The sequence below is a fragment of the Thalassospira profundimaris WP0211 genome (assembly GCF_000300275.1).
In the GTDB taxonomy this organism is placed as follows: domain Bacteria; phylum Pseudomonadota; class Alphaproteobacteria; order Rhodospirillales; family Thalassospiraceae; genus Thalassospira; species Thalassospira profundimaris.
The window spans coordinates 182998-207246 of the sequence record NZ_AMRN01000003.1 but is presented as its reverse complement, the minus strand read 5'-3'; the positions used below and the strand labels follow the sequence as shown (position 1 = coordinate 207246).

Genomic DNA, 24249 nt, shown 5'->3' with positions numbered 1-24249 from the left:
AACGCAACACAAAATTCTGGTGTGCCGGTGCACGGCGCCCTACGAGATTTGAAAAGCATTGCAACTTCAAGGCATCACAACACCTGTTATCAACTTTCATAATATGCTGCCTTGCAACATTTTCCACCCGACGATAGAGTTTCCTTATAAGAAATAAAAATTCACAAAATTCAGTGGCAGTGGTGAGGCTTTGAAAAATGGAAGAAACCATCTTGGCGCCGCGTGCGGACCTGGTCGATCAGGACGAGCCGCAACAATCATCAGACACTCAGCCCATGCAGGCGGATACCCCACCACCACAAGCCGACCAACTTGACGGGCTGATGCGCGGTATTTCTACGGCCCTTGATTACATTGAAAATCTTCTGAAATTCGCCAATACGGCGGGCGAAACCCAAGACAGCCTGATGCGCGAGATCGATGTGCGATCCAACAATTTGCGCACTGGTCTTGAACAAACGCGCCGCGAAATCGAAGAAAGCACCCATACCGCCAACGACGTGCAGGAAAGCACGCGTGCAACGGTATCGTCGAAAACCGATGCCATTCGTGGCGATCTTGAAAAGATCAGTCAGGACTTGGAAACCAAGGCCGAAGGTGCGGCAAAGGTTCTGAGTGCGATTGAAGATATCGGCAAGGGGATCAAGTTGCTTGCCCTTAACGCCACGATCGAGGCCGCCCGCGCCGGTGAACATGGGCGCGGCTTTGCAGTTGTTGCCAAGGAGGTTGGCAATCTTGCGCAAAGCACCATGCAGCGCACCAACGAAGCGGTCGATCTGATTGATCTGTCCGATGTCACCAAATCCTTGCGCGAAAGCATGGGCAATATCGGCAATGACCTTGATAGCCTGGGTGGTGAAATCGAAGAGGCGCTGGGCGGGCTTAAGGATCGCTTTGCCCAGATGTCGGGACGCCTTGAACATATCAGCGGCCACAACCAGGTCGTGTTTGAACTGCTCGATGCCAGCAAAGACTCATCAGCCCGCACACGCAGCAAAGTAAGCTGGGCATCAGGCGAAATCGCCAAACTCTCAAGCTGCACCACCGATACAGCAAACGTATCGACCAAACTTTCGCAGTTTCTGTCCGCCAGTTACATTCCCGAAGACCCGGCCTATGACCGCCTTGCCGATATCAAGGCGCGCGGTAAAATCCGCATCGCCATTGACCCGGCACTGGTCGGGGCATCGTTCCGCCCGCAAAAAGGTGGCCCGCTGCATGGTATTGATATCGACTATGCCGAGGCCTTTGCCAAATCCATCGGCGTTGAGTGCGAGTTCATTGAACATCCGTGGGATCTTTTGACCGAACTTCTGTTTGTCGGCAAAAAGGCCGGACAACCGCCCGCCGATGTTGTCTGGTGCGCCTTGCCACCCAGCGATTTTTATAAGGGTGTCGCGTTTTCAGATACCTACACCTATCTGAACTTTTCGCTGATCCGCCGTCCTGACAACACATCCATCAACACCATTGCCGATCTTGAGGGCAAGGTACTGGGCACGGTTAATGACCCCGCCGCCCTTGCCGTGCTTGAAGATGTCGGTCTTCGCTGGGCGGATAATGAAAACAAACCCGGCGGCATAGCTAAGCTTTCGAATATGATCGCCTATGGCGATATTTCACGCGTGCATGATGCGGTTGCCGACGGGGCGATTGATGCCTTTGCCGGCGACCATCCGGTATTTTACTGGGCATCGAAAAACCCGCAAAGCCCTTGGCATGGCCGTCTGGAAGTCCTGCCCAAACCGATCCTGCCGCACCCGTTCTTCTATGTCGCGGCGGTCGCAGCCGATCCGGCGTCCTATCCCCTGCTTTGCGCCATCAACGGCTTCATTGCCGATTTCCGCAAGACGCCGAAACGGGCCGAGATTGAAAAGCTCTGGCAGGGTCAGCCGATTGAGCATCACCTGACCTACAAGGACGAAGCCGGCAATCTGATTGGCGCAGATGAACTTGCCAGCAGCTACCACGCCCATTGCCGTAAATACGGGCTGAATTCCGATTGACGGATTGCTTAAAACGGCTGGCGCGATGATGATCCGGGCACTATCATCGCGTCATGGCAGCAAACAAGAAATCCCTTCGACAACAACGCATTCTTGGCGAACTGGACCTCGAACCGTCATTGCGGATCGCGGATCTGGCCGAACGTTTGAATGTCTCGAATGAAACCATTCGACGCGACTTTGACGAATTGACGTCGCAAGGGCTGATCAACCGTACCTATGGCGGTGCTGTCCGCCGTCAGGCCAGCGAGCCCGGGCTGAACGAACGCCATCAGCTTCACATTGCCGAACGCGAAAGCATCGCCAAACAATCCGTGCCGGTTCTGGCCGGTGCGCGCCATATCATGATCGGATCCGGGGCCACGACGGTTCATGTCGCCAAACGACTGGCGGTGACGATGACGGACCTCACCGTCATCACCCATTCGTTTGGCGTTGCCACCGTACTTGCGATCAACCCGACGATCCGGGTGATCATGGCGCCCGGCCTTTATCACGCACAGGAAGGTGCTATGCACGGCGCGCAGACCGTGCGGTTTTTAGAAAACTATCGGGTGGAATGGGCCATTCTGGGGGCCAGTGGCCTTGATGGTGACGGGGCAAGCGACGCCCTGATCGAGGCGGCTGATGTCTATTGCGTCATGATGGAACGTGCCACGCGGAGCATGATCGTTGCCGATCACACCAAGTTCAATCAGGCCTTCCCGGCGCGCTATTGCGACTGGACGTCGGTCGATGTTCTGGTGACTGATGAAAGCCCGATGGGGGTTCTTGATGAAACCATCCGTGCCGGTGGCTGCATGATCAAGGCGGCGACGCGTAACTGATCCCTAAATCGCAGTCCGGACGCTTAGCGACAGGCGCGCAGCGACTTCGCCAGCGCCTCGATAAAGAAATCGACCTCGGAAGATTTCAAGCAAAGTGGCGGGCGGATTTTCAATGTCTGGCCGTATTTCCCGGCCGCCCCGATCAGAACCCGGTTCTCGCGCATGGCATTGATGATGTCACTGACCAGTTGCCCGCTAGGCTTGGCAGGATCACCATCGGGTGACAGATCAACACCGATAAACAACCCAGCCCCGCGCACATCGCTGATACGGCCATCAATATCAGCCAGATGCAGCAACCCTTCGCGCAATGATTTGCCACAAAGCGCAGCATTCGCCTGAAGGTTTTCATCGCGGATGACATTCAAAACGGCCAGCCCCGTCGCCGATGCCACCGGGCTTGCCGCGAATGTGTTGAAATACCCGACGTCATCGCAAAATGCGCTGAGCAATTCCGGCCGCACCGCAATGCCAGCCATCGGAAAACCATTGCCCATCGGTTTACCCATGCTGACGATATCGGGTTCGACATCGTGTCGGGCAAAACCCCAGAACGCATCACCAGTTCTGCCAAACCCCGGTTGCACTTCATCGGCAATAAACAAACCGCCTGCCCGATGGACAATCGCGACCGCCAGACGCAGGAAACCACGCGAGTTGGAAAACACACCGTCACTGGAAAAAATGCTATCGGCGATCAGGGCCGCCACCCCATATCCGCGATCCTGCAAAACCAGTGCGGCCTTGTTGACCTCATCTGCAAAACCAGCAGCGATATCATCGCCGTAGGTAAGCTTGCTTGGGGCTGGAATGGCAATCACGTGATCGGGCAGTTGGCCACGTTTCAACGCCGATGGCGAAATGTCGGTTACCGCCGCCGTGTTACCGTGATAGGCGGACTCAGTCACGATAAAACCACGCGCACCCGTCGCACGCTGGGCAATGCGCAGCGCAAGGTCATTGGCCTCGCTGCCGCTGCAGGTCAGGACGATATTTTCAAGGTAATTAGGAAATGTTGCCTTGAGCCGATCCAGATATTCCTCGGTCGTCTGATGCAGATATCGACTGTTGATATTAAGCTTCGCGGCCTGCTCGGCCATGGCGGCCACCACACGCGGGTGGCAATGCCCGACCGAGGGCACATTGTTATAGAAATCCAGATAGCTGGTGCCATCCGCCGCCGTCATCCAGCAGCCTGATCCCGACACCATTTCAATCGGATCGCGGTAAAACAGAACCGATGCCGCACCAAAGTTCCGGGTGCGGCGCGACAAAAGGTCATCGCCCTCCTTGGTCTGCGCGAAAGACGTTTTGCCATCATAGGCGTTCATATCAAGGATGGGGCGCACAGGCTTCATTTCGCACTCTCGGCAGTCAGATAATCCTGTGCCATTTGCAGGGTCCCGGCGGCAAAGCCTGTGCCCATTTCCTGCGCGGTCGGTGTTTCCGGATGGCTGGCAATCCAGGCAGTCAAAAGCAGGCGACGCAGCATAACAAAGCTATCAAGCATCGCCACGTCGCTGGCTGAGAACGGGGCCACGGTCCGGTATCCCTCAACCCAGGCTTCCTTGAGCGCCGGGACAATCGGATCAAGCTCGATAAAGCTGATGGCGGCGGCAAAGTCATAACCAAACCAGCCAAAACCGCAGTCATCGAAATCAATCACACCCAGCCGGTCGCCATCGACCAGAAGGTTCGCCAGACGCAGATCGGCATGGATCAGACCATATCGATCATTGCCCATCCCGAAAGACGCAAACTTCTGATCAAGATGGCTGCACAGACGTTCAAGCAACGCCAGACCATCTTCATCAAGGCCCGGCGCATCCCGCCAATCCCCCCAATGCGGATTGGCGCCAAGGGTGGTATCGAATGTCCAGCTTTTGCGCACAAAATTAACCGATCGCGTCCATTGCCGCGCATGACCATGCAGGCGCGCACTGATCGCACCCAGCTTGAAAAATCCATCAACCAGCGCCTCATCAGCAGAGGGTTCGGCGCCACGCATAAAATCAAACGCGACCACATGGCGACTGACCCCGCCCTGATCAAACTCGGCAACCAGTGATCCGTCACTGCGCATGCGTGGCTTGGGTGTATCGACGATATCACTGGCACGAAGGGCATTGATCCAGGCGAGTTCAGACTCGATTTCCGCACGGGTGTGATAGCCCGGCCGATGAACGCGCAGGATCAGTTTTGCCCCGCTATTTGGATCGGTTGCCAAAAAGGTCGCATTTTCCGAAACGGTCAGAAGCGACACCTCGGCATCCGGCCCCATGCCCCAACCGGGCAGGACCGATATGGCGCCCTCTTTCAGGACATCAATCATGTTGTCATCGTAAATGCCGCCCAATTGATGCCTCCTGTCGCTATCTAGTGACCGCCTTGAAACGGGCGTTGCGCCCCGTTTCAGGACCATCTCAGTGTCATTTTGTGAATAATGCGGCACAAAATGTGTAACTTGCAACATTTTTTGTTGCATCACGGAATATTTCGACCAATCATCAAGAAAACATAACGCAGCGCACAATCAGGGAACCGGCAATCCGCAGCACATTGCAAAGCTGGCGCATTGCCCAAACACTTCACGAAAGGATCGACCATGCTGACTTCGATTTCCGGCAAAAGCGTCATCGTCACCGGTGGCTCAAAGGGCATTGGCAAGGGCATCGCCAAGGTATTTGCCAGCAAGGGCGCAAAGGTCATGATCGCCGCCCGCACCGAAAAGGACGCGGCCGCGACGGTGGATGAAATCAAGGCCGCCGGGGGCACCGCCGACATGTTCCTGTGTGATGTCTCGGATTTTGATCAGGTTTCCGCGCTGGCGGACTACACGGCCAAGACCTTTGGCGGGATTGACATCCTGTGTGCCAATGCCGGCATCTTTCCACAGGTCAAGATGGTCGATATGACGGCGGATGACTGGGATCAGGTGATGTCGACCAACCTTAAAAGCAGCTTCTTGTGCGTAAAGGCCTGCATTCCCTATTTCGAAAAAAGCGGCAAGGGCCGCGTGGTGATCACGTCCTCGATCACCGGGCCAATCACCGGCTATCCGGGGTGGTCGCACTATGGCGCGTCAAAGGCCGGCCAGCTTGGCTTTATCAAGACCGCCGCCATGGAATTGTCGCGCTATAACACGACAATCAATGCCGTCATGCCCGGCAATATCATGACAGAGGGACTGGCCGATCTTGGTGAGGATTATCTGAGCTCGATGGCAAACTCGATCCCGCTGAAACGTCTGGGCAGTGTCGAGGATATCGCCAACGCCGCCCTGTTCTTTGCATCCGATGAAGCGGCATATATCACCGGCCAGCAGATCGTGGTCGATGGCGGTCAGATCCTGCCAGAATCGCTTGAGGCACTTGAGGAGATCTAAGGCTTCATCCTGCGCAAAATGGCATAGAACGACAAAGCCCGCATCCGGCTCACCAGATGCAGGCTTTGTGTGTTCTCGAGCTTAGGCCAAACCGTACTGGCTGCGCACGACGCCGGAATTGTAACGCTCGGACGCCAGTAGACGGGGCTTAAGCCCGCCAGCGTCACGCCCGAACAATGAAATGCCGGACCCCAGCACTTCCGGGATCGTAAAGATATCAAGCTGATCGGCGAAACCGCCAAACAGGAACTGTGTGACCACACTGCCCCCGCCGACGACCCAGATATCACCATCTGCCGACCGCCGGTCGCGCAATTGATCGACCAGTTCGATGATACTCCCGCCATAGGCCTCGGTATTGGCAGGCCGATCTTTGGGTAGTTCGCGTGAAGTCAAAACGATTGTGCGGCGGGCCTCATAGGGCCAGTCGCCAAATTCCATCACCTGATCAAAGGTGTTTCGCCCGATGATCAGCGTACCGACGGAGTCCAGAAAGTCGTCAAAGCCGAACTCGGCCGGGTCATATTCCCCCAACCAGTCCACCGCACCATTAGCACGCGCAATGAAGCCATCCAGACTGACCGCGATGTAAATGCGGAACAGTTTTTTGCTCATGTCTATGTCCAACCGATATTGGGGTCTTTGCCCCTATTTTTAGTCGGCAAATCATAGCAAAACACCAACCGCAAGTCGCAGGAAACAAAAACAGAAAACCGTATAATTTACATTGCAGATGTCAAAAAGCCCGGTTTTCCGCCCTATTCTTAAGAGTTGGGGCTAGCACTCGACCACGTTGACATTGACCGCAAGACCGCCCTGGCTGGTTTCCTTGTACTTGCTTTGCATGTCGAGTCCCGTCTGGCGCATGGTCTCGATCACCTTATCAAGCGACACGGTATGCTGTCCGTCACCGCGCAATGCCAGGCGCGCAGCATTGATCGCCTTGACCGCGCCCATGGTGTTGCGTTCGATACAGGGCACCTGCACCAGACCGCCAATCGGATCGCAGGTCAGGCCAAGGTTATGTTCCATCCCGATCTCGGCGGCGTTTTCGACCTGTTCGGGCGTTCCGCCCAGCACGGCACACAGCGCGCCAGCCGCCATTGAACAGGCAACCCCGACCTCACCCTGACAGCCAACTTCGGCCGCGGAGATTGAGGCGCGCTTTTTATAGATCGACCCGATGGCCGCCGCAGTTAAAAGGAATTCACGAATTTTGTGCTGATTGGCGTTGGCACCAAACTTTTCGTAATACCGCAGAACGGCGGGAATAACGCCGGCCGCCCCGTTGGTTGGTGCGGTCACTACCCGCCCGCCTGCGGCATTTTCTTCGTTCACGGCAAGGGCATAAAGATTGACCCAGTCAATCACCGTTAACGGATCTCGCAGGCCTGCTTCGGGCTTTTCGGTCAGTTCCTTGTAAAGGTTCGATGCCCGGCGTTTGACATTCAGGCCACCGGGCAAGATACCGTCAGTGCGGATGCCACGGTCAATGCAGCTCATCATCGCGTCATGAACGCGATCAACAAAGGCGATGGTTTCGTCAGAGCTGCGCCAGCTTTGCTCGTTCTCCATCATGATTTCCGCTATGGAGCGCCCTTCGCGCTTGCAGATTTCCATCAGTTCATCGGCGGACGAGAACGGAAATGGCAAGGTGATGTTATCGCCGGAATATTCCGCACCGTGATCGTCACTGGATACGATAAAGCCACCCCCGACCGAGAAATATTCCTGGGTATGGATTTTCACGCCATCGTGGTCAAAGGCGGTAATGCGCATGCCATTGGGATGCTGCGGCAGGGTTTCGGTGAAATGAAACACCAGATTGGTATCGCGGTTAAACGCAACCGGATACTGCCCATAAAGCTGCAACTGGCTGGTTTCATCAATCGCCTTCACAGTCGGCACAATATCATCAGGATCGATATTGCGCGGGCGCTTTCCATTCAGGCCCATGATCACCGCGGTATCGGTTGCGTGACCCTTGCCGGTCAGGGCAAGCGATCCATAAAGATCAACCACGACACTGCCGGTCTTTTGCAAAAGGTTGCGCGCCTCAAGTTCAAGGCAGAAACGATATCCCGCACGCATCGGGCCAACCGTATGCGAACTCGAAGGACCGATACCAATCGTGTAAAGGTCAACAACCGACAGGTTGACGTCATGTTGGGATTTCTTTTGCGATCCCGAAGTGGGATCGGTCGCGGGATTTGTCATCAAGGGCCTCCTTCACGGCTCAATAACGCGCTTGTTTTCGCGCTGTTTACGAACCGGTGTTTTTGCCCCCTCTGTCCCTTGACCTGAGATTATCCGCCCTGCCCGATCAAGATCGGCTTGAGGCGTTCATCCTTCGGTGGAAACCTGACTAGCGCTTTCTCCCAGGCGCTTTTTGGTTTCTCTCTCCAGAGCCTCTTCCGTGACGGTCCATCTGCCTGAGAGTGTTTATGAGGCATTGCTCCTTCGGCGCCGCACATCATGCAAATCGCGTGATATCCGAACTCTCCCGTCACGGTGCGAGATAACATTTCTGCCACCTCAGAGGTTCACCGTCAGATTGAACACTATCTGCGTCTTTAGACACTGTCAAAAGAACTGGTTTGCATCTGCAAAATTTTCTGCGGCAGATGCTGTTAAGCAACGGTAATCGTGCTAAATTGCCCGGGTAATTGATGTACCTGTCGTGCGCGAAGACTGACCCACCCTGTCCGCATGGCGGGATTGATGGCGAAAGAGCCCGTAAGTCACCATATTTACGGGACATTCAGCCTTTTCCTTTATCTGTGGGGTTTATGAACGTGACTGTATCGAATTCCGTAAAGCGCCCGCGCCCTGTGGTACTGTGCATTCTGGACGGCTGGGGTTATCGCGAAGAAAGCAAGGACAACGCTGTCGCCCTTGCCAACACGCCTGTCTGGGATGACCTTTATGCCAACAATCCGACCGGGTTCCTCAAGGCCTGCGGTCTGGATGTTGGCCTGCCCGAAGGTCAGATGGGCAACTCGGAAGTCGGTCACATGAACCTCGGTGCTGGCCGTGTGGTCATGCAGGAACTGCCCAAAATTGACGATGCCGTCAAAACCGGCACCATCGCCGATACCGACACCGTCAAAAAGATCATCGCCAAACTTTCCGATTCCAAGGGCGTTTGCCATATCGCGGGTCTTCTGTCCGAAGGTGGGGTGCATTCCCATCAGGCCCACATGGCGGCCCTGGCCAAGATCATTGCGGGTGCCGGTGTGCCGGTAAAAATTCACGCCTATCTTGATGGCCGTGATACCGCACCGAAAAGTGCCGCCAAGTTCCTTGAGAAATTCCGCGCCCTGATTGGTGATGCCAATGTTGAAATCGCCACCATCACCGGCCGCTATTACGCCATGGACCGCGACAACCGTTGGGAACGTGTAAGCCAGGCCTATTTCACCATGGTTCAGGGCAAAAATTACGCCGATGGCCGCAGTGCTGACAGTGCGGAGGCCGCGATTGCCAACGCCTATGAAGCCGGCACCACCGATGAATTCGTTCTGCCGACCGTGATTGGCGATTATGACGGCATGAAGGATGGCGACGGCCTTCTGATGACCAATTTCCGGGCGGACCGCGCACGTGAAATCCTTGCCGCCCTTTGCGCACCGGAGTTTGACGGCTTTGGTCGCGGCACGCCGGTCAAGTTCGCCGTTCAGGCCGGGATGGTCGAATATTCGTCCGAACATGCGAAATATATGGATGCGATCTATCCGCCACAGACCCTGCCAAACATCTTTGGTGAAGTGGTTTCCAAGGCCGGCATGAAGCAGCTTCGCATCGCCGAGACCGAAAAATACCCGCACGTTTCATTCTTCTTTAACGGCGGCGAAGAACAGGTATTCGAGGGCGAGGACCGCATTCTGGTCGCGTCCCCCAAAGTCGCGACCTATGACCTGCAGCCGGAAATGTCGGCACCGGAAGTGACCGAAAAACTGGTCGCCGCCATCAAGTCGGAAAAATACGACACCATCATCCTGAACTTTGCCAACCCGGACATGGTCGGCCATAGCGGCATCCTTGAAGCCGCTATGAAGGCCGCCGAGGCTGTTGATACCTGCCTTGGCAAGGTGATTGACGCAATCAAGTCGGTCGGTGGCGTTGCCTTTGTCACCGCCGATCACGGCAACTGCGAAGTGATGGTCGATCCGGAAACCGGTGAACCGCACACGGCACATACACTTAATCTCGTTCCGACCATCCTTGTTAACGGTCCGGAAGGGGTAACATTGGAAGATGGTCGTTTGGCCGATGTCGCACCGACCTTGCTGCAATTGCTTGGCGTGCCGCAACCGGCAGAAATGACCGGTAAACCCTTGCTTAAGGGCCTGAAACAGAATGACGCGCTTCTTGCGAGCTAAGTTAGCTTATGAGATCGCCCTGCCTGCGCTGATCGCTTTTGCGGTTTTTGCTGCAGGCGGGGCTGCGCCTTCTTTTGCCCAATCGCTGCAAAAGGTTGATCAGCAACTTGATCAACTTGAAAACCAGCTTTCCGAACAACAAAAACAGGAAGAGTTCCTGTCACGCAAATCACGGGAACTCTGGACCGAGGAACAAGCCCTTCAGTCCGAGGCGATATCTGTCGCCAGACGAACCCAGCGCCTTGAAACCACGCTGACCGAACTGGAAGATCAGCTCGAAACGCTTGAATCACGTGAAAAGGTCGCGGCCACCAGCCTCGAAGACAAAGCCGGGCAATATGCCCGCATCCTGATGGCCCTGCAACGCCTGTCGACCACCCCGCCCGAAGCAGTTATTGCCCTGCCGACATCACCGCAGGATACGTTGCGTTCGGCGGTATTGCTTAAGGCCGCCCTGCCCGGTGTCGAACAGCACGCCCGCGATCTGCGCAAGGAACTGGGCGAGATTGCCACGCTGCGCGAAGATATTCGCAATCGTCGTAGCGAATTGGCCGCTGCCACCCAGGAATTGCAACAAGAACGCGCATCCCTTGCCGCCCTTCTGGATGAAAAGCGCCGCCTGCGCGCCCAGACAGAGGCCGAAGCTGAAGAGGCCGCCAAGGCCGTAAGTGTGCTTGCCGATGAAGCCAAATCGTTGGGCGAGCTTTTGCGCAATCTGGAAAATCGTGCTGAAGGGCTGCCACGCCCGCGCGCCCGCCCGGAAGTTCGTGTTGCGACACGTACTGAACCGGATGCAGACACGCTTGGTGCGACAACAATTGCCAAAAACACACCGCCAGCGCCGCCCGAAAGCAAATCTGATGCGGGCAAGACCGGTGGTAACGACACAAGCGACGAAGAATTCGCTGTTGGCAGCTCGATCACACTGGCACAGGGCAACCTCCGCATGCCCGCCAGTGGTAAAGTGGTTACACTTTTTGGTGAAAAATCACGCGGCCCGGATGGTTTGACCGTAAACAGATCCAAGGGAATTGAGATCAGCACACGCGCAAATGCGCAGGTTGTCTCGCCTTTTGACGGCAAAGTTGTCTTTGCCGGCCCCTTCCGCGGGTATGGCCGGCTCTTGATTATCGAACACGGCGAAGGATACCATAGCCTTATCGCCGGTTTTGATCGGCTGGACAGTGTGGTAGGACAATATCTATTGGCGGGCGAACCTGTTGGTATTATGGGTGAAACTTCGCCAAAACTATATCTGGAGATGCGCCAGAACGGGGAAGCAATCAATCCGCTTCCATGGCTGGCCTCGAAAAACGGCAAGGTAAGTGGATGAAAACCTCACGATTGGCAGTACTCGCACTCGCGACCGGCATGACTATCGGCCTTGCGTCGCCAGTTTTGGCGCAATCTTCAACCTCCTCGGCTGAGACCTATCGGCTGCTCAACCTGTTTGGCGATGTGTTCGAACAGGTCAAAAGCAAATATGTCGAAGACGTCGATGACAAACGACTGATCGAAGCGGCCATCAACGGCATGCTGACATCGCTTGATCCGCATTCCTCATATCTGAATATGGATAATTTCGAGGAAATGCAGGTCGATACCCGCGGCGAATTCGGTGGTCTTGGCATCGAAGTCACCATGGAAGACGGCTTTGTCAAAGTTATCGCACCGATCTATGACACGCCGGCCGAAAAGGCTGGCCTTCAGCCGGGCGACTTCATTACGCATATCGATGGCACCGCCATTCGCGGCATGACGCTGAATGACGCGGTCGAGATGATGCGCGGCAAGGTCAATACCGACATCGTCCTGACCATCATCCGCAAGGGCGAACAAGCACCATTTGACGTGACCCTGACCCGTGCGGTGATCAAGATCCAGTCGGTCCGCGCCGAACCGAAAGACGATATCGGCTATATCCGTATTACCAAATTCAACGAACAGACCGCCAGCGGCCTGCAGCGCGCCATTGCCGACATGCGCGAAGAAATCGGCCCTGAAATCAAGGGTCTGGTGATTGACCTGCGCAACAATCCGGGCGGTTTGCTTGATCAGGCGATCTCGGTTTCCGATGCCTTCCTTGATAAGGGTGAAATCGTATCGACCCGTCCACGTGATACCGAAAACACCGAACGGTACAATGCACGCAGCGGTGACCTCAGCGAAGGCTTGCCGATTGTTGTGCTGATCAATGATGGCTCTGCCTCGGCATCCGAAATTGTTGCTGGTGCGCTTCAGGATCACCGCCGTGCGGTCATTATGGGTACACGCAGCTTTGGCAAGGGATCGGTCCAGACCATCCTTCCGATGCCCGGAAACGTGGCACTTCGTCTGACCACGGCGCGGTATTACACGCCATCAGGCAAATCCATTCAGGAAGTCGGCATTGTGCCGGACATCATCGTTCCGCAGGCACGTGTCGAAAGCATTGAGGCGGATACCCGTCGCTCCGAAGCATCGCTTAGTGGCGCCCTTCGCAACGAGGACGAAGGCATCACAGATGCGGAACAGGATGCAAATTCCCGCCGTGACGAGGCCGAACAGCTGGCGATTGATGATTATCAGCTGTCGCGTGCGCTTGACATGATCCGGGGTATTTCGCTGTTTGGCCCGCGTCCGAATGGGTAAGGTTGGACCCGGCATCGTGAGAGACTAGTTGCGCGTGTTCAGGAAAATCCTAAATTCCTTGCCGTTCCGAAAGAAAAAGAACGGTGACATCGACGAGGACATGGCCAGTGATTTGGCCGACGACCTTGGCGACGGGATGACTGACGCCGACGACGATGAAGACAACATCAATCTCGATGACCTTCCCTTCAATGAACTGCCGATCGAGGTGCAGTTCAAACGAATGCCAAAGCGGCCGAAATCCCGGCGCAGCTGGCTTTCGAAACTGCTGATCATTACCCTGTTCCTGTCGCCGTTTTGCGCAACAGCGGTCGCGATGATCCCGGTGCTTGATCCGGAAACCGGCTGGCGGCTGTTTCATGCTGGCGGGCCGGAAGCCACGATCACGGTTCCGGGCACCGAACGCGAACTGCAAGAAGAAATCGCGCGCGGTGTTAAGGACATTCAGGATCGCGATCGCGCCGCGATGGAGGCTGCAAATGGTGCAAATGGCCAAGGCCAGTCGGCCGAAGACATTGCCGGCAACCTTGATGGCGTTTCCGACCTGATCGGAACACCGGGGGCAACCGATGGCACCGGTGATGGTGCCCCGACACCAGAAGAACTCGCCGCCCTGATCGAGGAAGAAGGATCGTTTGACGAACCGATTGAACCCGATCCCTTGCGCCCGGCCCCATTGCCCGGTCTTGACGAGGAAGGCAGTTTTGGCCGCATCCCGCGCATCGGCGATGATGGCACCACACCGTTTGAAGCCTACAAACGCCCGTTCGAACTGCCCGAAGGTACCCCGGTTGTCGCCGTGATGCTGACTGGTGTTGGCCTGAACGAAGAGCGCACCGACGCGGCCATCAATGATCTGCCCCTGAACATTTCACTGGCGATTTCGCCCTATGCCCGCGATCTGCAAACAGTTGCCCGGGAAGCACGCGCCATGGGCCACGAGGTCTTCCTTGAACTTCCGATGGAACCGGCGGACTTCCCGCTGTCAGACCCCGGACCGCGCGCACTTTTGACATCCCTGTCAGAGGGTGAAAACCTTGTCCGGCTGGAATGGTTGTTGGCACGTTTCCCGGGCTATGCCGGTCTGGTCAGCCGTCAGGGATCGAAATTCGGCAGCCTAGATAGCGCCATTCGCCCGGTGATCGAATTCATTTCGCGCACTGGCCTGATGTATGTCGAAGGCACCGGAAGCGGTGTCGCCAGCTATGGCGCGCAACTGGCGGCAAACGACGGAACACCGAATGCGATCAGCAATGTCATCATCGATGACACGCCAAGCCGCCGCCACATCGACAGGCGGCTGGCCGAACTGGTCGAGATCGCCAAACGCAATGGCGTTGCCGTCGGGATTGCGCAATCCTATCCGGTGACGATCCAGCGACTGCGCAACTGGGCCTTCCGCCTGAAACGTCAGGGCGTTGTTCTGGTCCCGGTCAGTGCCGTATCAGGCCAGCAGGTCACGCCGCAATCTGCGGACGAGGCAGAGGCCGCCCGCATTGAAGCCGAAGAACGCGAACGTGAGGTCATGGCCGAACAGGCCGAGCAGGAAGAAGCACTTTCGGAACCTGCCGATCCGGCGGAGCCCGACGAACCCGCCAACACAATCGAGAACTAATGACAGATGCCGGCACCCCGGCCCTGTCAGTCAGGAGCAGTCATGGCAAAGAAGTCCGACACCCCGAACGCAGACAAAGTCACGGCAGATGATCTTCCTTATCGGCCATGCGTCGGTATTGCCCTGTTTAACGCAGACGGCTTGGTCTGGATGGGGAACCGTTTCGGGTTTGAAGGCGCCTGGCAACTGCCGCAAGGCGGTATTGATGACGGCGAAACGCCGATTGAAGCCGCCATGCGTGAACTCAAGGAAGAAATCGGCACCGACAAGGCCGAAATCATTTCCGAAACACCGAACTGGCTGACCTATGATCTGCCCGAACACCTGATTGGCAAGGCGTTCAAGGGCAAGTATCGCGGCCAGAAACAGAAATGGTTCGCCATGCGCTTTACCGGCAAGGACAAACACATCAATATTGATGTCCCGGATCCGGAATTTGACAGCTGGCGCTGGAACGATCTGGCGACCCTGCCGGACCTTATTGTGCCGTTCAAAAGGCCGGTTTATTTGCAAATTGCCGCCGAGTTTCATGACATACCGCAAAGAATTCGGGAAAAGGGTCAGGCATAAGACGATGTTTGCGGTTTGATCGCAGTACAATTTTCGATAAATTTGAATAACAAACATTCGGCTTAGAGGAGTTCCAACATGGGTATGGATCGGTTGATCTTTGGTGTTCTGACCATCGTGGTCGGTCTTTTCGGCCTGTTTTACGCGTCAGGTTCGCAGGACGGTTATTCCTACTTCGTCGGACTTGCGATGTTCATTGGTGCCGTGCTGTTCATGTTCCATCTGATCAAGGGCCATTATGACCAGCTTGAAGCGTCCGATCACTGATCGCTGCGTTTGATATATAATCGGATTTCTGCGCCCCAACCTCTGGTCTGGGGCGCTTGTTTTTGGCGGCACCTCTCCTCGATGCTTCAAATGACATCCGAAACGCGATAAGACTTTCCCCATGAGCAATACACACTGGGATCCTGCCCGTTACGGTTTGTTTGGCAATGAACGCCTGCGACCGGCCATCGATCTGATTTCGCGTTTGCCCAAACCGGCAAGCGGGTTTTCACCCCGTCATATTGTCGACCTCGGCTGTGGCCCGGGTTCGGTAACAGCCATACTTGCCGATGCATATGGCTCAAGCGATCCTGACGGACCACGTATCACAGGTGTTGATTCGTCTGACGAGATGCTTGAAACCGCGCGCAAGCGGGATGAAAAAATCACCTGGCAAAAGGCCGACATCGCCGACTGGCAACCGGACGCGCCAGTTGATCTGCTGTTTTCCAATGCGGCCCTGCACTGGGTACCCGATCACTCAAAGCTGTTTCCGCGCCTTCTTGAACATCTTCGCCCCGGCGGCATTATCGCCATTCAGGTGCCCAACAATTTCCTGGCACCCAGCCACCAGTTGATCGGCGAAGCCGGGATGGACTGGCGCAAGGAAGTGGCAACCGCGATGCATGCGGCCCGCATCATGCGTCCGGGTGATTATTTCGATGTGCTGACACCCGTATGTGATGAAGTCGACCTTTGGCAAACCCAGTATTGCCATGTGCTGACCGGGCCAGACGCGGTCTATAACTGGACCAGTTCAACGATCCTGCGTCCCGTCATGGATGCCTTGCCCGATGATGAAGCGCGCGCAAAATTCACTGCGAAATACAAGGAACGGCTTAATCAGGTCTATCCGTCACGCGATGACGGACGTACCCTGTTTCCGTTCAATCGCCTGTTCATGATCGCCCGCAAGAAATCCGCCTGACGATCCGAACAATACATCCCTGACAAGGAGCACCCCATGGCCGATTTTCGCGAACATTTCGTCAAATCCTGTGGCTATGAAGTCCACGTCAGGGCGTGGGGAAATCCGGCCAATCGACCGCTTCTGATGATGCACGGCCTAGCGCGTCTGGCAGATGACTTTGACCATGTCGCGCCGCATTTCACCGACAAGTACTATGTTCTTTGCCCATCAATGATCGGACGGGGATTTTCCGGCTGGGCCCGCGATCCGGACACGGAATACACCGTGCCATTCTATGTGGCGCAGATGTTTGAACTGCTCGATCATTTCAATATCGATACCTGCGACTGGATCGGCACATCTATGGGCGGCCTGATTGGTCTTTATGCTACAACCGAAGTCGCCGGACGCATCGAACGGCTGGTGCTTAACGACATTGGCCCCGAACTTGATCCTGCTGCGGTTGCGCGCATCAAATCCTATGTCGGGGCGTCCCCGGAATTTGAAACCATCGACGAGGTCGAACAGCTTGTTCGTTTGGTTTATGCATCGTTCGGGGTGGCCGATGATGCGACATGGGCCTTTTTGGCATCGCGTTCCGTACGTCGCCTGCCCAATGGCAATTTCATGATGCATTACGACCCGCAAGTGATGCGGGTTTTTGCCGAACATATTGATAACTTTGATGCCTGGGCTGAATTTGAAGCCCTGCCCTGCCCGGTCATGCTGATCAGTGGCGAACAGTCTGACCTGATCCCGAAATCCATCGTCGATAAAATGAAACAGAAAAAACCACAAATGCCGGTTTTTGCAGTGGCGAACTGCGGGCACGCACCCCACTTAAATGATAAAGCGCAAATCGACGCAATTCGGGACTTTCTAAGCACGAGCACATCCTGACCGGCAATCCCCGGTAAATCGCAGGATCAAGTCACGCCTGAAAACCCCGTCCGTCAAGAACCCGATAAAGTTTGCTACGCGCCAAGAACGCAGCAAGGGTTCAACGGTTGTTGGTTGGGACCAACAAAATCAAACCATTCAAGCGTCCGGCAAAGGACGCAGTCTGGCTGTTGCCTCGATTGCTGCGGTTATTTGATCACCTGTGGGCACAGGCGACATGAAAAAGCGGCATTGGCCAAATTGGGCAAAAAGACACCGGATATGGATATTTCTGACGGCTTTGCTGCATGCGGGTCTGGTTCAGAACCCTTCGGCTTTTGCCCAATCGCTGCAAACTGAACCAACATCGCAAACCGGCGTTACGTTGATCCCGGGCGGCAGCGCATTTGGCCCCGGTGGTATTTCATCCTCAAACCCAACCGGCTTTGATCGCAGCTTCACCCCGTCGGCACGCTATGGCCTGACACTTGGTCCCGATGCAACAGATCCTCACAATCCGGCACAGTACTGGCTTGAATTCGGTGGTACGCCGCGTTCTGATCACGGCATGAATGCGCAAATCGGGTTTGGCTATTCACCGTCTCCTGATGTTGGTTTTACCGTAGGACCGTTCGTTGATCTTGATGCCGCGACGCCGGGCAGTTTTGGTGTTTATCAGACCGATGCATTCGGTATGCAACATCGTGCCCGTCCAAGGTTCGGCTTTACTGGCACAGGTCTGACCAACGATGCCGGACTTGCCGGTTCACTGTCCTACATGCCGCTCGAAGATATCTGGATCGGTCTGCATGGCTCGGTTTCACGTGATTTGACCACAACGAGCCCGAGTGACGGTCTACTTGATGGCATTGATGCGATGTTGGGGCTGACGGCCAGATACCGGATCCAGTTCTGATATTGTAATCGCGCACCGTATGCCAACGCCCCTGACAATTCCAATTCGGATGTTGCGCAGCGCTGGCAGTGCTGTATGACTGTTTGAAAGCAAACCAACGGGACATCCAGACACGCATGAGCCATTCGCTCCCTCCTGAACACGCTGTACTTGGACCACCATTCGATGCCTGCAACGAACTGGCAGCCGCAAAGAATGCCAATCTGTATCGTGCCGCAATGCGCCTTTCGCCCGAACGGCAGCGTTTCTTTCTGGCAGCCTATGCCTCGATGCGTGTGATCGACGATATCGTAGATGACGGGTTCCTTGAACTGCCCGATGCCGAGCGCGATGCCCAACGCGAATTTGTCCTGCAAACCATTCATCAATGGCAAGCACAGGTCATCGCCGCCAAGGCAGATCTGGATAATCCGCTGCCCGAAAACGGCCCTTTGTCGGCTGAGGTCTATCAGGCCCTGCGCCTGACGTTGGGGCGCAGCGACCTTCCCGCAGATCCATGGATCGAACTGGCGGACGCGCTTCATCGTGACATCGCCGAAGAACCGATGGACGAATGGGACGATTTTATCGCCTATTGCGAAGGGGCAACCGCGGCACCGGCATCGATTTTTGTCTATCTGTTGTCCGCCCGTTATGACGCAGAGATCGGCTATACGTCGCCACTGACCAATCCGCCGCTCTATCACGCACGGGACATGGCGATCTTTTGCTATATCATTCACATCCTGCGCGACCTGCCCGAAGACATCAAAGGCCCCGACCGCCTTGTCACCATCCCTTCAGAAGTCCTGATCGCTGCCGACATCACCCTTGGTGAAATCCGCAATGCCATCGGCCAGGGCAAATATGGTGATCTCGATTATCTTGGTAAAATCCTGCTCGAACATGCATGGGAGCATTTCGAAACCGGGCAAGCCAGATCGGGTGAATTGTTGTCGGTTCTTGATACGGACGAGGCCGATACCTTATCGCGCCTGTTCACCGTCTATATCGAACTGGGCGGAGCCATGATGGAAAACGGCTATGCAGGTTTCCTGACCGAACGCGATGAAATCATGCAAAGCACGGCCCAAAACAGCCTGCCTGACGTCAAAAAGGACTAGGCTTCCTAAACGCGCCGCAAAGAAAAACCCCGCCAATTCGGCGGGGTTTGTTGTTTTGCAGGCAAACCAAATGGCTTAGCTGGCGCGAAGGGCTGCCACCCCCGGAAGGGTCTTGCCTTCCAGCCATTCCAGGAACGCACCACCCGCGGTCGAGACATAGGAAAATGCCTGATCAGAAGCGGCATGACGCAGGGCCGCGACCGTGTCGCCACCGCCTGCAACCGACAGAAGCTTGCCAGCCTTGGTCAGTTCTGCTGCATGCTGGGCGACCGAAACGGTTGCCGTGTCAAACGGTGTGATTTCAAACGCACCCAACGGGCCGTTCCAGACCAACGTTTCACAAGTCTCAAGACGCTTGTTCAGGTCTTCGATGGTTGCCGGACCGGCATCAAGGATCATGCCATCGGCAGCGACGTCGTTGATGTCACAAACATCATGCGGCGCATTGGCGGCAAATTCCTTGGCCACCAGACCATCGACCGGCAGGACGATTTCGCAATTGGCGGCTTCGGCCTTTTTGAAAATCTCACGCGCGGTATCAAGCAGATCATGCTCGCACAGTGACTTGCCAACATTGACACCCTTTGCCGCCAGGAAGGTGTTGGCCATGCCACCGCCAATCACCAGCTGATCGACCTTGGCAACAAGGTTGCCCAGAAGATCAAGCTTGGTGGAAATCTTTGCACCGCCAACAATCGCCATCACCGGATGCTTCGGCGCTTCCAGCGCATTGCCAAGCGCTTCAAGCTCAGCCTGCATCAAACGACCGGCATAGGCCGGAAGCGCACGTGCCAGCCCCTCGGTCGACGCGTGCGCACGGTGCGCACAGGAAAACGCGTCATTGACATACATATCGCCAAGCTTTGCCAGCTCAGTGACAAAGGCCGGGTCGTTCTTTTCTTCTTCGGCATGATAACGCAGGTTTTCCAGAAGGGCGATTTCGCCATCCTCCAGGCTGTTGACCACGCTTGCCGCTGCATCACCGATGCAATCATCCGCAAACTTCACCGGACGGCCAAGCTGCTTGGCAAGGGCATCGGCAACCGGTTTCAGGCTCATTTCCGGGACGCGCGCACCTTTGGGACGACCGAAATGCGTAATCACCACCAGTTTCGCCCCGGCATCGGCCAGTTCGATCAGGCCCGGTACGGTGCGGTCGATACGAGTCGTATCGCCAACAACACCATCCTTCATCGGAACGTTAAGATCAGCGCGCAGCAAAACGCGCTTGCCAGCGACATTGACACCGTCAAGCGTATTGAAGTCAGCCATTATCTGAACCTGCTTTTGAGTTTCACAAAAGACGGGATTGGGTGTCCCGACATGGATTGAACCAAATCCTGATGCGCCTTGTTTTGCCCGATCACCTCATCCGACGCAAGGCCAGATCAAATCGGCAAAAAGACCAATCAGGAAAACCTGATCAATGGTTTCCCAGAAGGGACGCGTGCAAAAAGCCAGAAAAACTGGTCGCGACCGGGCCGGTCATCAACACATGATCATCGGGCAGCCATTCAATGGTCAGTGGCCCGCCATCAAGGATCACTTCGACCTTGCGACCGGTCAGGCAGCGGCGTGCCGCCGCAACACCAGCCGCACAGGCGCCCGTCCCACACGCACGGGTCACGCCGACACCACGTTCCCAAACACGCATACGGATCTTGTTTTCATCAATAATGCTGCAAACTTCGATATTGGCGCGTTCCGGGAACATTTCGTGATGTTCAAGCACCGGACCGAATTTCTCGATATCAATGGACTCGGCATCATCAACAAAGAAAACACCATGCGGATTGCCGACATTAACACCCACCGCATCCGAGAGCGGGCCGAGTGAAAGCGGGATGTGGTTGGTATCGACCGCCTCGGCCAGCGGAATGTCACGCCAATCCAGTTTGACCTGCCCCATATCAACCGTGACACGGCCATCAGCCAGACCATTGGCATCCAGCAAACCGACAACGGTTTCAATGATTACGTCTTTGCGGCCAAGCTCGCCCATGACGATATTGGCCACACAGCGGGTCGCATTGCCACACGCCTGAACCTCGCCGCCATCATTGTTGCGAATGCGCATGAAGGCATCGGCCAAATCATCGCGGGCCGGTTCGATAACGATCAACTGATCGCAACCAACCCCGGTTTTGCGATCGGCAATACGGGCAGCGGTCGCGTCATCAAGATCAAGCACAGCGGGATCGCGTCGTCCGTCAAAGACAACGAAATCATTTCCCAAACCATGCATTTTGACAAAAGGAATACCGTTCATACCCGCCTTATAATCCTGATTGCGCAAGGCGTCCACAGTTGGAATTCCCGACAGAGCGGGCGTTTTATCAAATCGGAAAAGGTCAGACTTGGATTGAACTCTAGGCCGTCAAGCGCGGGCTTGCTGGCGCACAATAGCGCACCTTGCTTGGCGCATAGCCGGCCCGGGAAAAATATTCCCTGAGACGTTCATCCGGTTCACCAAGCGAGACATAGACATTACTGCAGGCATGCACACGGGCAAGTCGGCTCATGGCGTCGCGCATCGCATCAAGAACATAGTCGCCCGACACGATTTCAACCGCCATCACATTGTCGACATGCAAGACAACGCCATCGGTCATGTCATCGCGGACATAATACGAAAACAGTCCATGGATATAGCCACGCTCGTTGGCGATCACGATGATGCCGCGCTCACGCTGCCAGAGGATGTCATCACCGTCGGTGCCTGCACCAACGGACTCCTTGTTAACCGGCATGCAATACTGATCGACGAATGCACGCCAACGGTCAAAAGACATGTCGACTTTCAACATCTGAACCAGCGGATATGTCATATCCGCGGTCTGTGCTGTAAGTGGAAGTGACTTATAGGCTTCTGACATGATCCTGCCCTCTGGAATTTAGCAGATCATGCCGCAAATAAATCGGCCCCACCTTGATGTGCATCAACACCTTTTGAGGGTTTGGCGCGCATAAACACAGCCAGTACAGAAGTACCCAGCCGAAGGGCCAATACGTTTCCGCCGATTGAATTTCTGACGGGTTTGCAAGCCGAGATTGACGTAGGTCAATGGCTTTTGGATGAACTGTCCGCATACTCGCCGAACGAATTGGGAAACCTCGCCCGGAATAACGCGCCCTGACTTTCAGACAAGGTGCATTTTGGGTGGGGCTTTTTGTGCAGGTGGACCGAAGATCAAGAAGGTCGTCGGTTCATCGGGACTATTGAAGCTGCCCGAGAGGGTTTTGGGCAGTTCACCCGACCACCTTGAACGGGAGTCAAGCATGAGCCAGGGGAGCATGGCACAGGCAGCATCGCCTTCAGTTGCTGTCAATTATAATATGGACGTTGTGCGCTGGGCCGCACTTGCGACCGTATTTTGGGGAGTAGTCGGATTTTTGGTGGGCGATGTCATTGCATGGCAGCTCGCATTTCCGGTTCTCAATTTTGATACAGAATTTCTGAACTTCGGACGCCTGCGTCCGCTGCACACCTCGGCAGTGATCTTTGCCTTTGGCGGTAACGCGCTTCTGGCAACGTCATTTTATGTCGTGCAGCGTACCTGCCGCGCACCGCTTTATGGCGGCCGCGCACTTCCGGCGTTCGTGTTCTGGGGGTACCAGCTGTTCATCGTGATGGCGGCCATCGGTTATGTTACCGGTGTGACCCAGGGTCGTGAATATGCCGAACCGGAATGGTTCGTTGATATCTGGATCACGATCGTCTGGGTTTGCTATCTGGCAATGTTTGTCGGCACCCTTTTGAAACGTACCGAGCCGCACATTTACGTCGCGAACTGGTTCTATCTGGCCTTCATCGTGACCATTGCGATGCTCCATCTTGGCAATAACCTTGCCATTCCGGTCTCGTTCATGGGCACGAAGTCCTATTCGATGTTCTCGGGCGTGCAGGATGCATTGACCCAGTGGTGGTACGGCCATAACGCTGTGGGCTTCTTCCTGACGGCTGGCTTCCTCGGCATGATGTACTACTTCATTCCGAAACGTGCCGAACGTCCGGTTTATTCCTATCGCCTGTCGATCATCCACTTCTGGGCGCTGATCTTCCTGTATATCTGGGCTGGTCCGCACCACCTGCACTACACCGCACTTCCTGACTGGGCACAGACCCTTGGCATGACCTTCTCGATCATGCTGTGGATGCCGTCATGGGGCGGGATGATCAACGGTCTGATGACGCTTTCGGGCGCCTGGGACAAACTGCGCACGGATCCGGTTCTGCGCTTCATGGTCGCGGCTGTCGGTTTCTACGGCATGTCGACCTTCGAAGGCCCGGTCATGTCGATCAAGGCGGTCAACGGCCTGTCGCACTATACCGACTGGACCATTGGTCACGTGCATTCCGGTGCGCTTGGCTGGGTTGCCTTCGTATCGTTCGGTGCGATCTACTTCCTGATCCCGGTCCTTTGGCACCGTGAACGCCTGTATTCGATGCGCCTCGTGGCCCATCACTTCTGGCTCGGTACCATCGGGATCGTTCTTTACATCACCTCGATGTGGGTTTCGGGGATCATGCAGGGCCTGATGTGGCGCGCCTATGACGACCTTGGCTTCTTGCAGTATTCCTTCATCGAAACTGTCGAGGCAATGCATCCCTACTACATCATTCGTGCAACCGGTGGCCTGCTGTTCTTGCTGGGTTCGCTGCTGATGGTCTGGAACATCTACAAGACCATCAAGGGTGACCTCCGTAACGAAGCACCAATCGGCACACCTGCACCCGTTGCAGCCGAATAAGGGGGG

General features: G+C 55.6%; 21 protein-coding genes and 1 riboswitch. Of the genes, 14 read left to right on the top strand and 7 right to left on the bottom strand.

Annotated elements, in window-relative coordinates; translation table 11 throughout:
- Window positions 1-197 precede the first annotated feature (197 nt).
- The gene (locus TH2_RS07690) at window positions 198-2006 is read left to right on the top strand and encodes a methyl-accepting chemotaxis protein (protein WP_008889848.1); all 1809 of its coding nucleotides are present in this window, start codon (window positions 198-200) and stop codon (window positions 2004-2006) included.
- Window positions 2007-2059: 53 nt separating this feature from the next.
- A complete protein-coding gene (locus TH2_RS07685; RefSeq protein WP_008889847.1) occupies window positions 2060-2833 on the top strand; it encodes a DeoR/GlpR family DNA-binding transcription regulator in 774 nt (257 codons plus the stop codon).
- A gap of 23 nt (window positions 2834-2856) precedes the next feature.
- Here the strand turns inward: TH2_RS07685 and TH2_RS07680 are convergent, their stop codons facing one another.
- Window positions 2857-4191, bottom strand: coding sequence for an aspartate aminotransferase family protein (locus TH2_RS07680; protein WP_008889846.1), 1335 nt, complete (start codon window positions 4189-4191; stop codon window positions 2857-2859).
- A complete protein-coding gene (locus TH2_RS07675; RefSeq protein WP_008889845.1) occupies window positions 4188-5189 on the bottom strand; it encodes a phosphotransferase enzyme family protein in 1002 nt (333 codons plus the stop codon). Before TH2_RS07675 ends, TH2_RS07680 begins: the two co-directional genes overlap by 4 nt.
- A gap of 249 nt (window positions 5190-5438) precedes the next feature.
- On the opposite strand from TH2_RS07675, the gene fabG reads away from it, so the two are divergent.
- Window positions 5439-6218, top strand: a complete 780-nt coding sequence (gene fabG / locus TH2_RS07670) for a 3-oxoacyl-ACP reductase FabG (RefSeq protein WP_008889844.1) — start codon at window positions 5439-5441, stop codon at window positions 6216-6218.
- Window positions 6219-6299: 81 nt separating this feature from the next.
- On the opposite strand, the gene TH2_RS07665 is transcribed toward fabG, so the two are convergent.
- Window positions 6300-6833: a dihydrofolate reductase family protein gene (locus tag TH2_RS07665; protein WP_008889843.1), complete on the bottom strand. Its 534-nt coding sequence runs from the start codon at window positions 6831-6833 to the stop codon at window positions 6300-6302.
- A 162-nt stretch (window positions 6834-6995) separates the two neighbouring features.
- Entirely contained in the window at window positions 6996-8435 is a 1440-nt protein-coding gene (locus tag TH2_RS07660) for an L-serine ammonia-lyase (RefSeq protein WP_008889842.1), read from the bottom strand.
- Between the two features lie 193 nt (window positions 8436-8628).
- Window positions 8629-8734, bottom strand: a riboswitch (glycine riboswitch).
- A gap of 273 nt (window positions 8735-9007) precedes the next feature.
- Here TH2_RS07660 and gpmI point away from each other — a divergent pair.
- From gpmI to TH2_RS07605, 10 genes are all read left to right on the top strand, one after another.
- Window positions 9008-10600, top strand: a complete 1593-nt coding sequence (gene gpmI / locus TH2_RS07650; protein WP_040823068.1) for a 2,3-bisphosphoglycerate-independent phosphoglycerate mutase — start codon at window positions 9008-9010, stop codon at window positions 10598-10600.
- On the top strand, window positions 10578-11933 hold the full coding sequence (locus tag TH2_RS07645) for a murein hydrolase activator EnvC family protein (RefSeq protein ID WP_008889839.1): 1356 nt from the start codon (window positions 10578-10580) through the stop codon (window positions 11931-11933). The genes gpmI and TH2_RS07645 overlap by 23 nt, the downstream gene beginning before the upstream one ends.
- Complete coding sequence (locus tag TH2_RS07640) at window positions 11930-13231, top strand: S41 family peptidase (protein ID WP_008889838.1); 1302 nt, start codon at window positions 11930-11932, stop codon at window positions 13229-13231. The genes TH2_RS07645 and TH2_RS07640 overlap by 4 nt, the downstream gene beginning before the upstream one ends.
- 58 nt (window positions 13232-13289) lie before the next feature.
- Complete coding sequence (locus tag TH2_RS07635; protein ID WP_008889837.1) at window positions 13290-14846, top strand: divergent polysaccharide deacetylase family protein; 1557 nt, start codon at window positions 13290-13292, stop codon at window positions 14844-14846.
- 42 nt (window positions 14847-14888) lie between these two features.
- Complete coding sequence (locus TH2_RS07630; protein ID WP_008889836.1) at window positions 14889-15416, top strand: RNA pyrophosphohydrolase; 528 nt, start codon at window positions 14889-14891, stop codon at window positions 15414-15416.
- 78 nt (window positions 15417-15494) lie between these two features.
- On the top strand, window positions 15495-15683 hold the full coding sequence (locus tag TH2_RS07625) for a hypothetical protein (RefSeq protein ID WP_008889835.1): 189 nt from the start codon (window positions 15495-15497) through the stop codon (window positions 15681-15683).
- A 121-nt stretch (window positions 15684-15804) separates the two neighbouring features.
- Window positions 15805-16611: a methyltransferase domain-containing protein gene (locus tag TH2_RS07620; protein ID WP_008889834.1), complete on the top strand. Its 807-nt coding sequence runs from the start codon at window positions 15805-15807 to the stop codon at window positions 16609-16611.
- Between the two features lie 36 nt (window positions 16612-16647).
- On the top strand, window positions 16648-17493 hold the full coding sequence (locus TH2_RS07615) for an alpha/beta fold hydrolase (protein WP_008889833.1): 846 nt from the start codon (window positions 16648-16650) through the stop codon (window positions 17491-17493).
- A 280-nt stretch (window positions 17494-17773) separates the two neighbouring features.
- Complete coding sequence (locus TH2_RS07610) at window positions 17774-18388, top strand: hypothetical protein (RefSeq protein ID WP_008889832.1); 615 nt, start codon at window positions 17774-17776, stop codon at window positions 18386-18388.
- Between the two features lie 116 nt (window positions 18389-18504).
- Complete coding sequence (locus TH2_RS07605) at window positions 18505-19491, top strand: squalene/phytoene synthase family protein (protein WP_008889831.1); 987 nt, start codon at window positions 18505-18507, stop codon at window positions 19489-19491.
- A gap of 75 nt (window positions 19492-19566) precedes the next feature.
- Here the strand turns inward: TH2_RS07605 and TH2_RS07600 are convergent, their stop codons facing one another.
- The 3 genes from TH2_RS07600 to TH2_RS07590 form a co-directional block, all read right to left on the bottom strand.
- Window positions 19567-20763 (bottom strand): phosphoglycerate kinase, encoded by a 1197-nt coding sequence (locus TH2_RS07600; protein WP_008889830.1) that lies wholly within the window; start codon window positions 20761-20763, stop codon window positions 19567-19569.
- 151 nt (window positions 20764-20914) lie between these two features.
- Window positions 20915-21760 carry a diaminopimelate epimerase gene (gene dapF, locus TH2_RS07595; RefSeq protein WP_040823198.1) on the bottom strand — a complete coding sequence of 282 codons (846 nt, stop codon included), beginning with the start codon at window positions 21758-21760 and terminating at the stop codon, window positions 20915-20917.
- 100 nt (window positions 21761-21860) lie between these two features.
- Window positions 21861-22367 (bottom strand): hypothetical protein, encoded by a 507-nt coding sequence (locus TH2_RS07590; RefSeq protein ID WP_008889828.1) that lies wholly within the window; start codon window positions 22365-22367, stop codon window positions 21861-21863.
- Window positions 22368-22785: 418 nt separating this feature from the next.
- On the opposite strand from TH2_RS07590, the gene ccoN reads away from it, so the two are divergent.
- On the top strand, window positions 22786-24243 hold the full coding sequence (ccoN, locus tag TH2_RS07585) for a cytochrome-c oxidase, cbb3-type subunit I (protein WP_008889827.1): 1458 nt from the start codon (window positions 22786-22788) through the stop codon (window positions 24241-24243).
- Window positions 24244-24249: the final 6 nt, after the last annotated feature.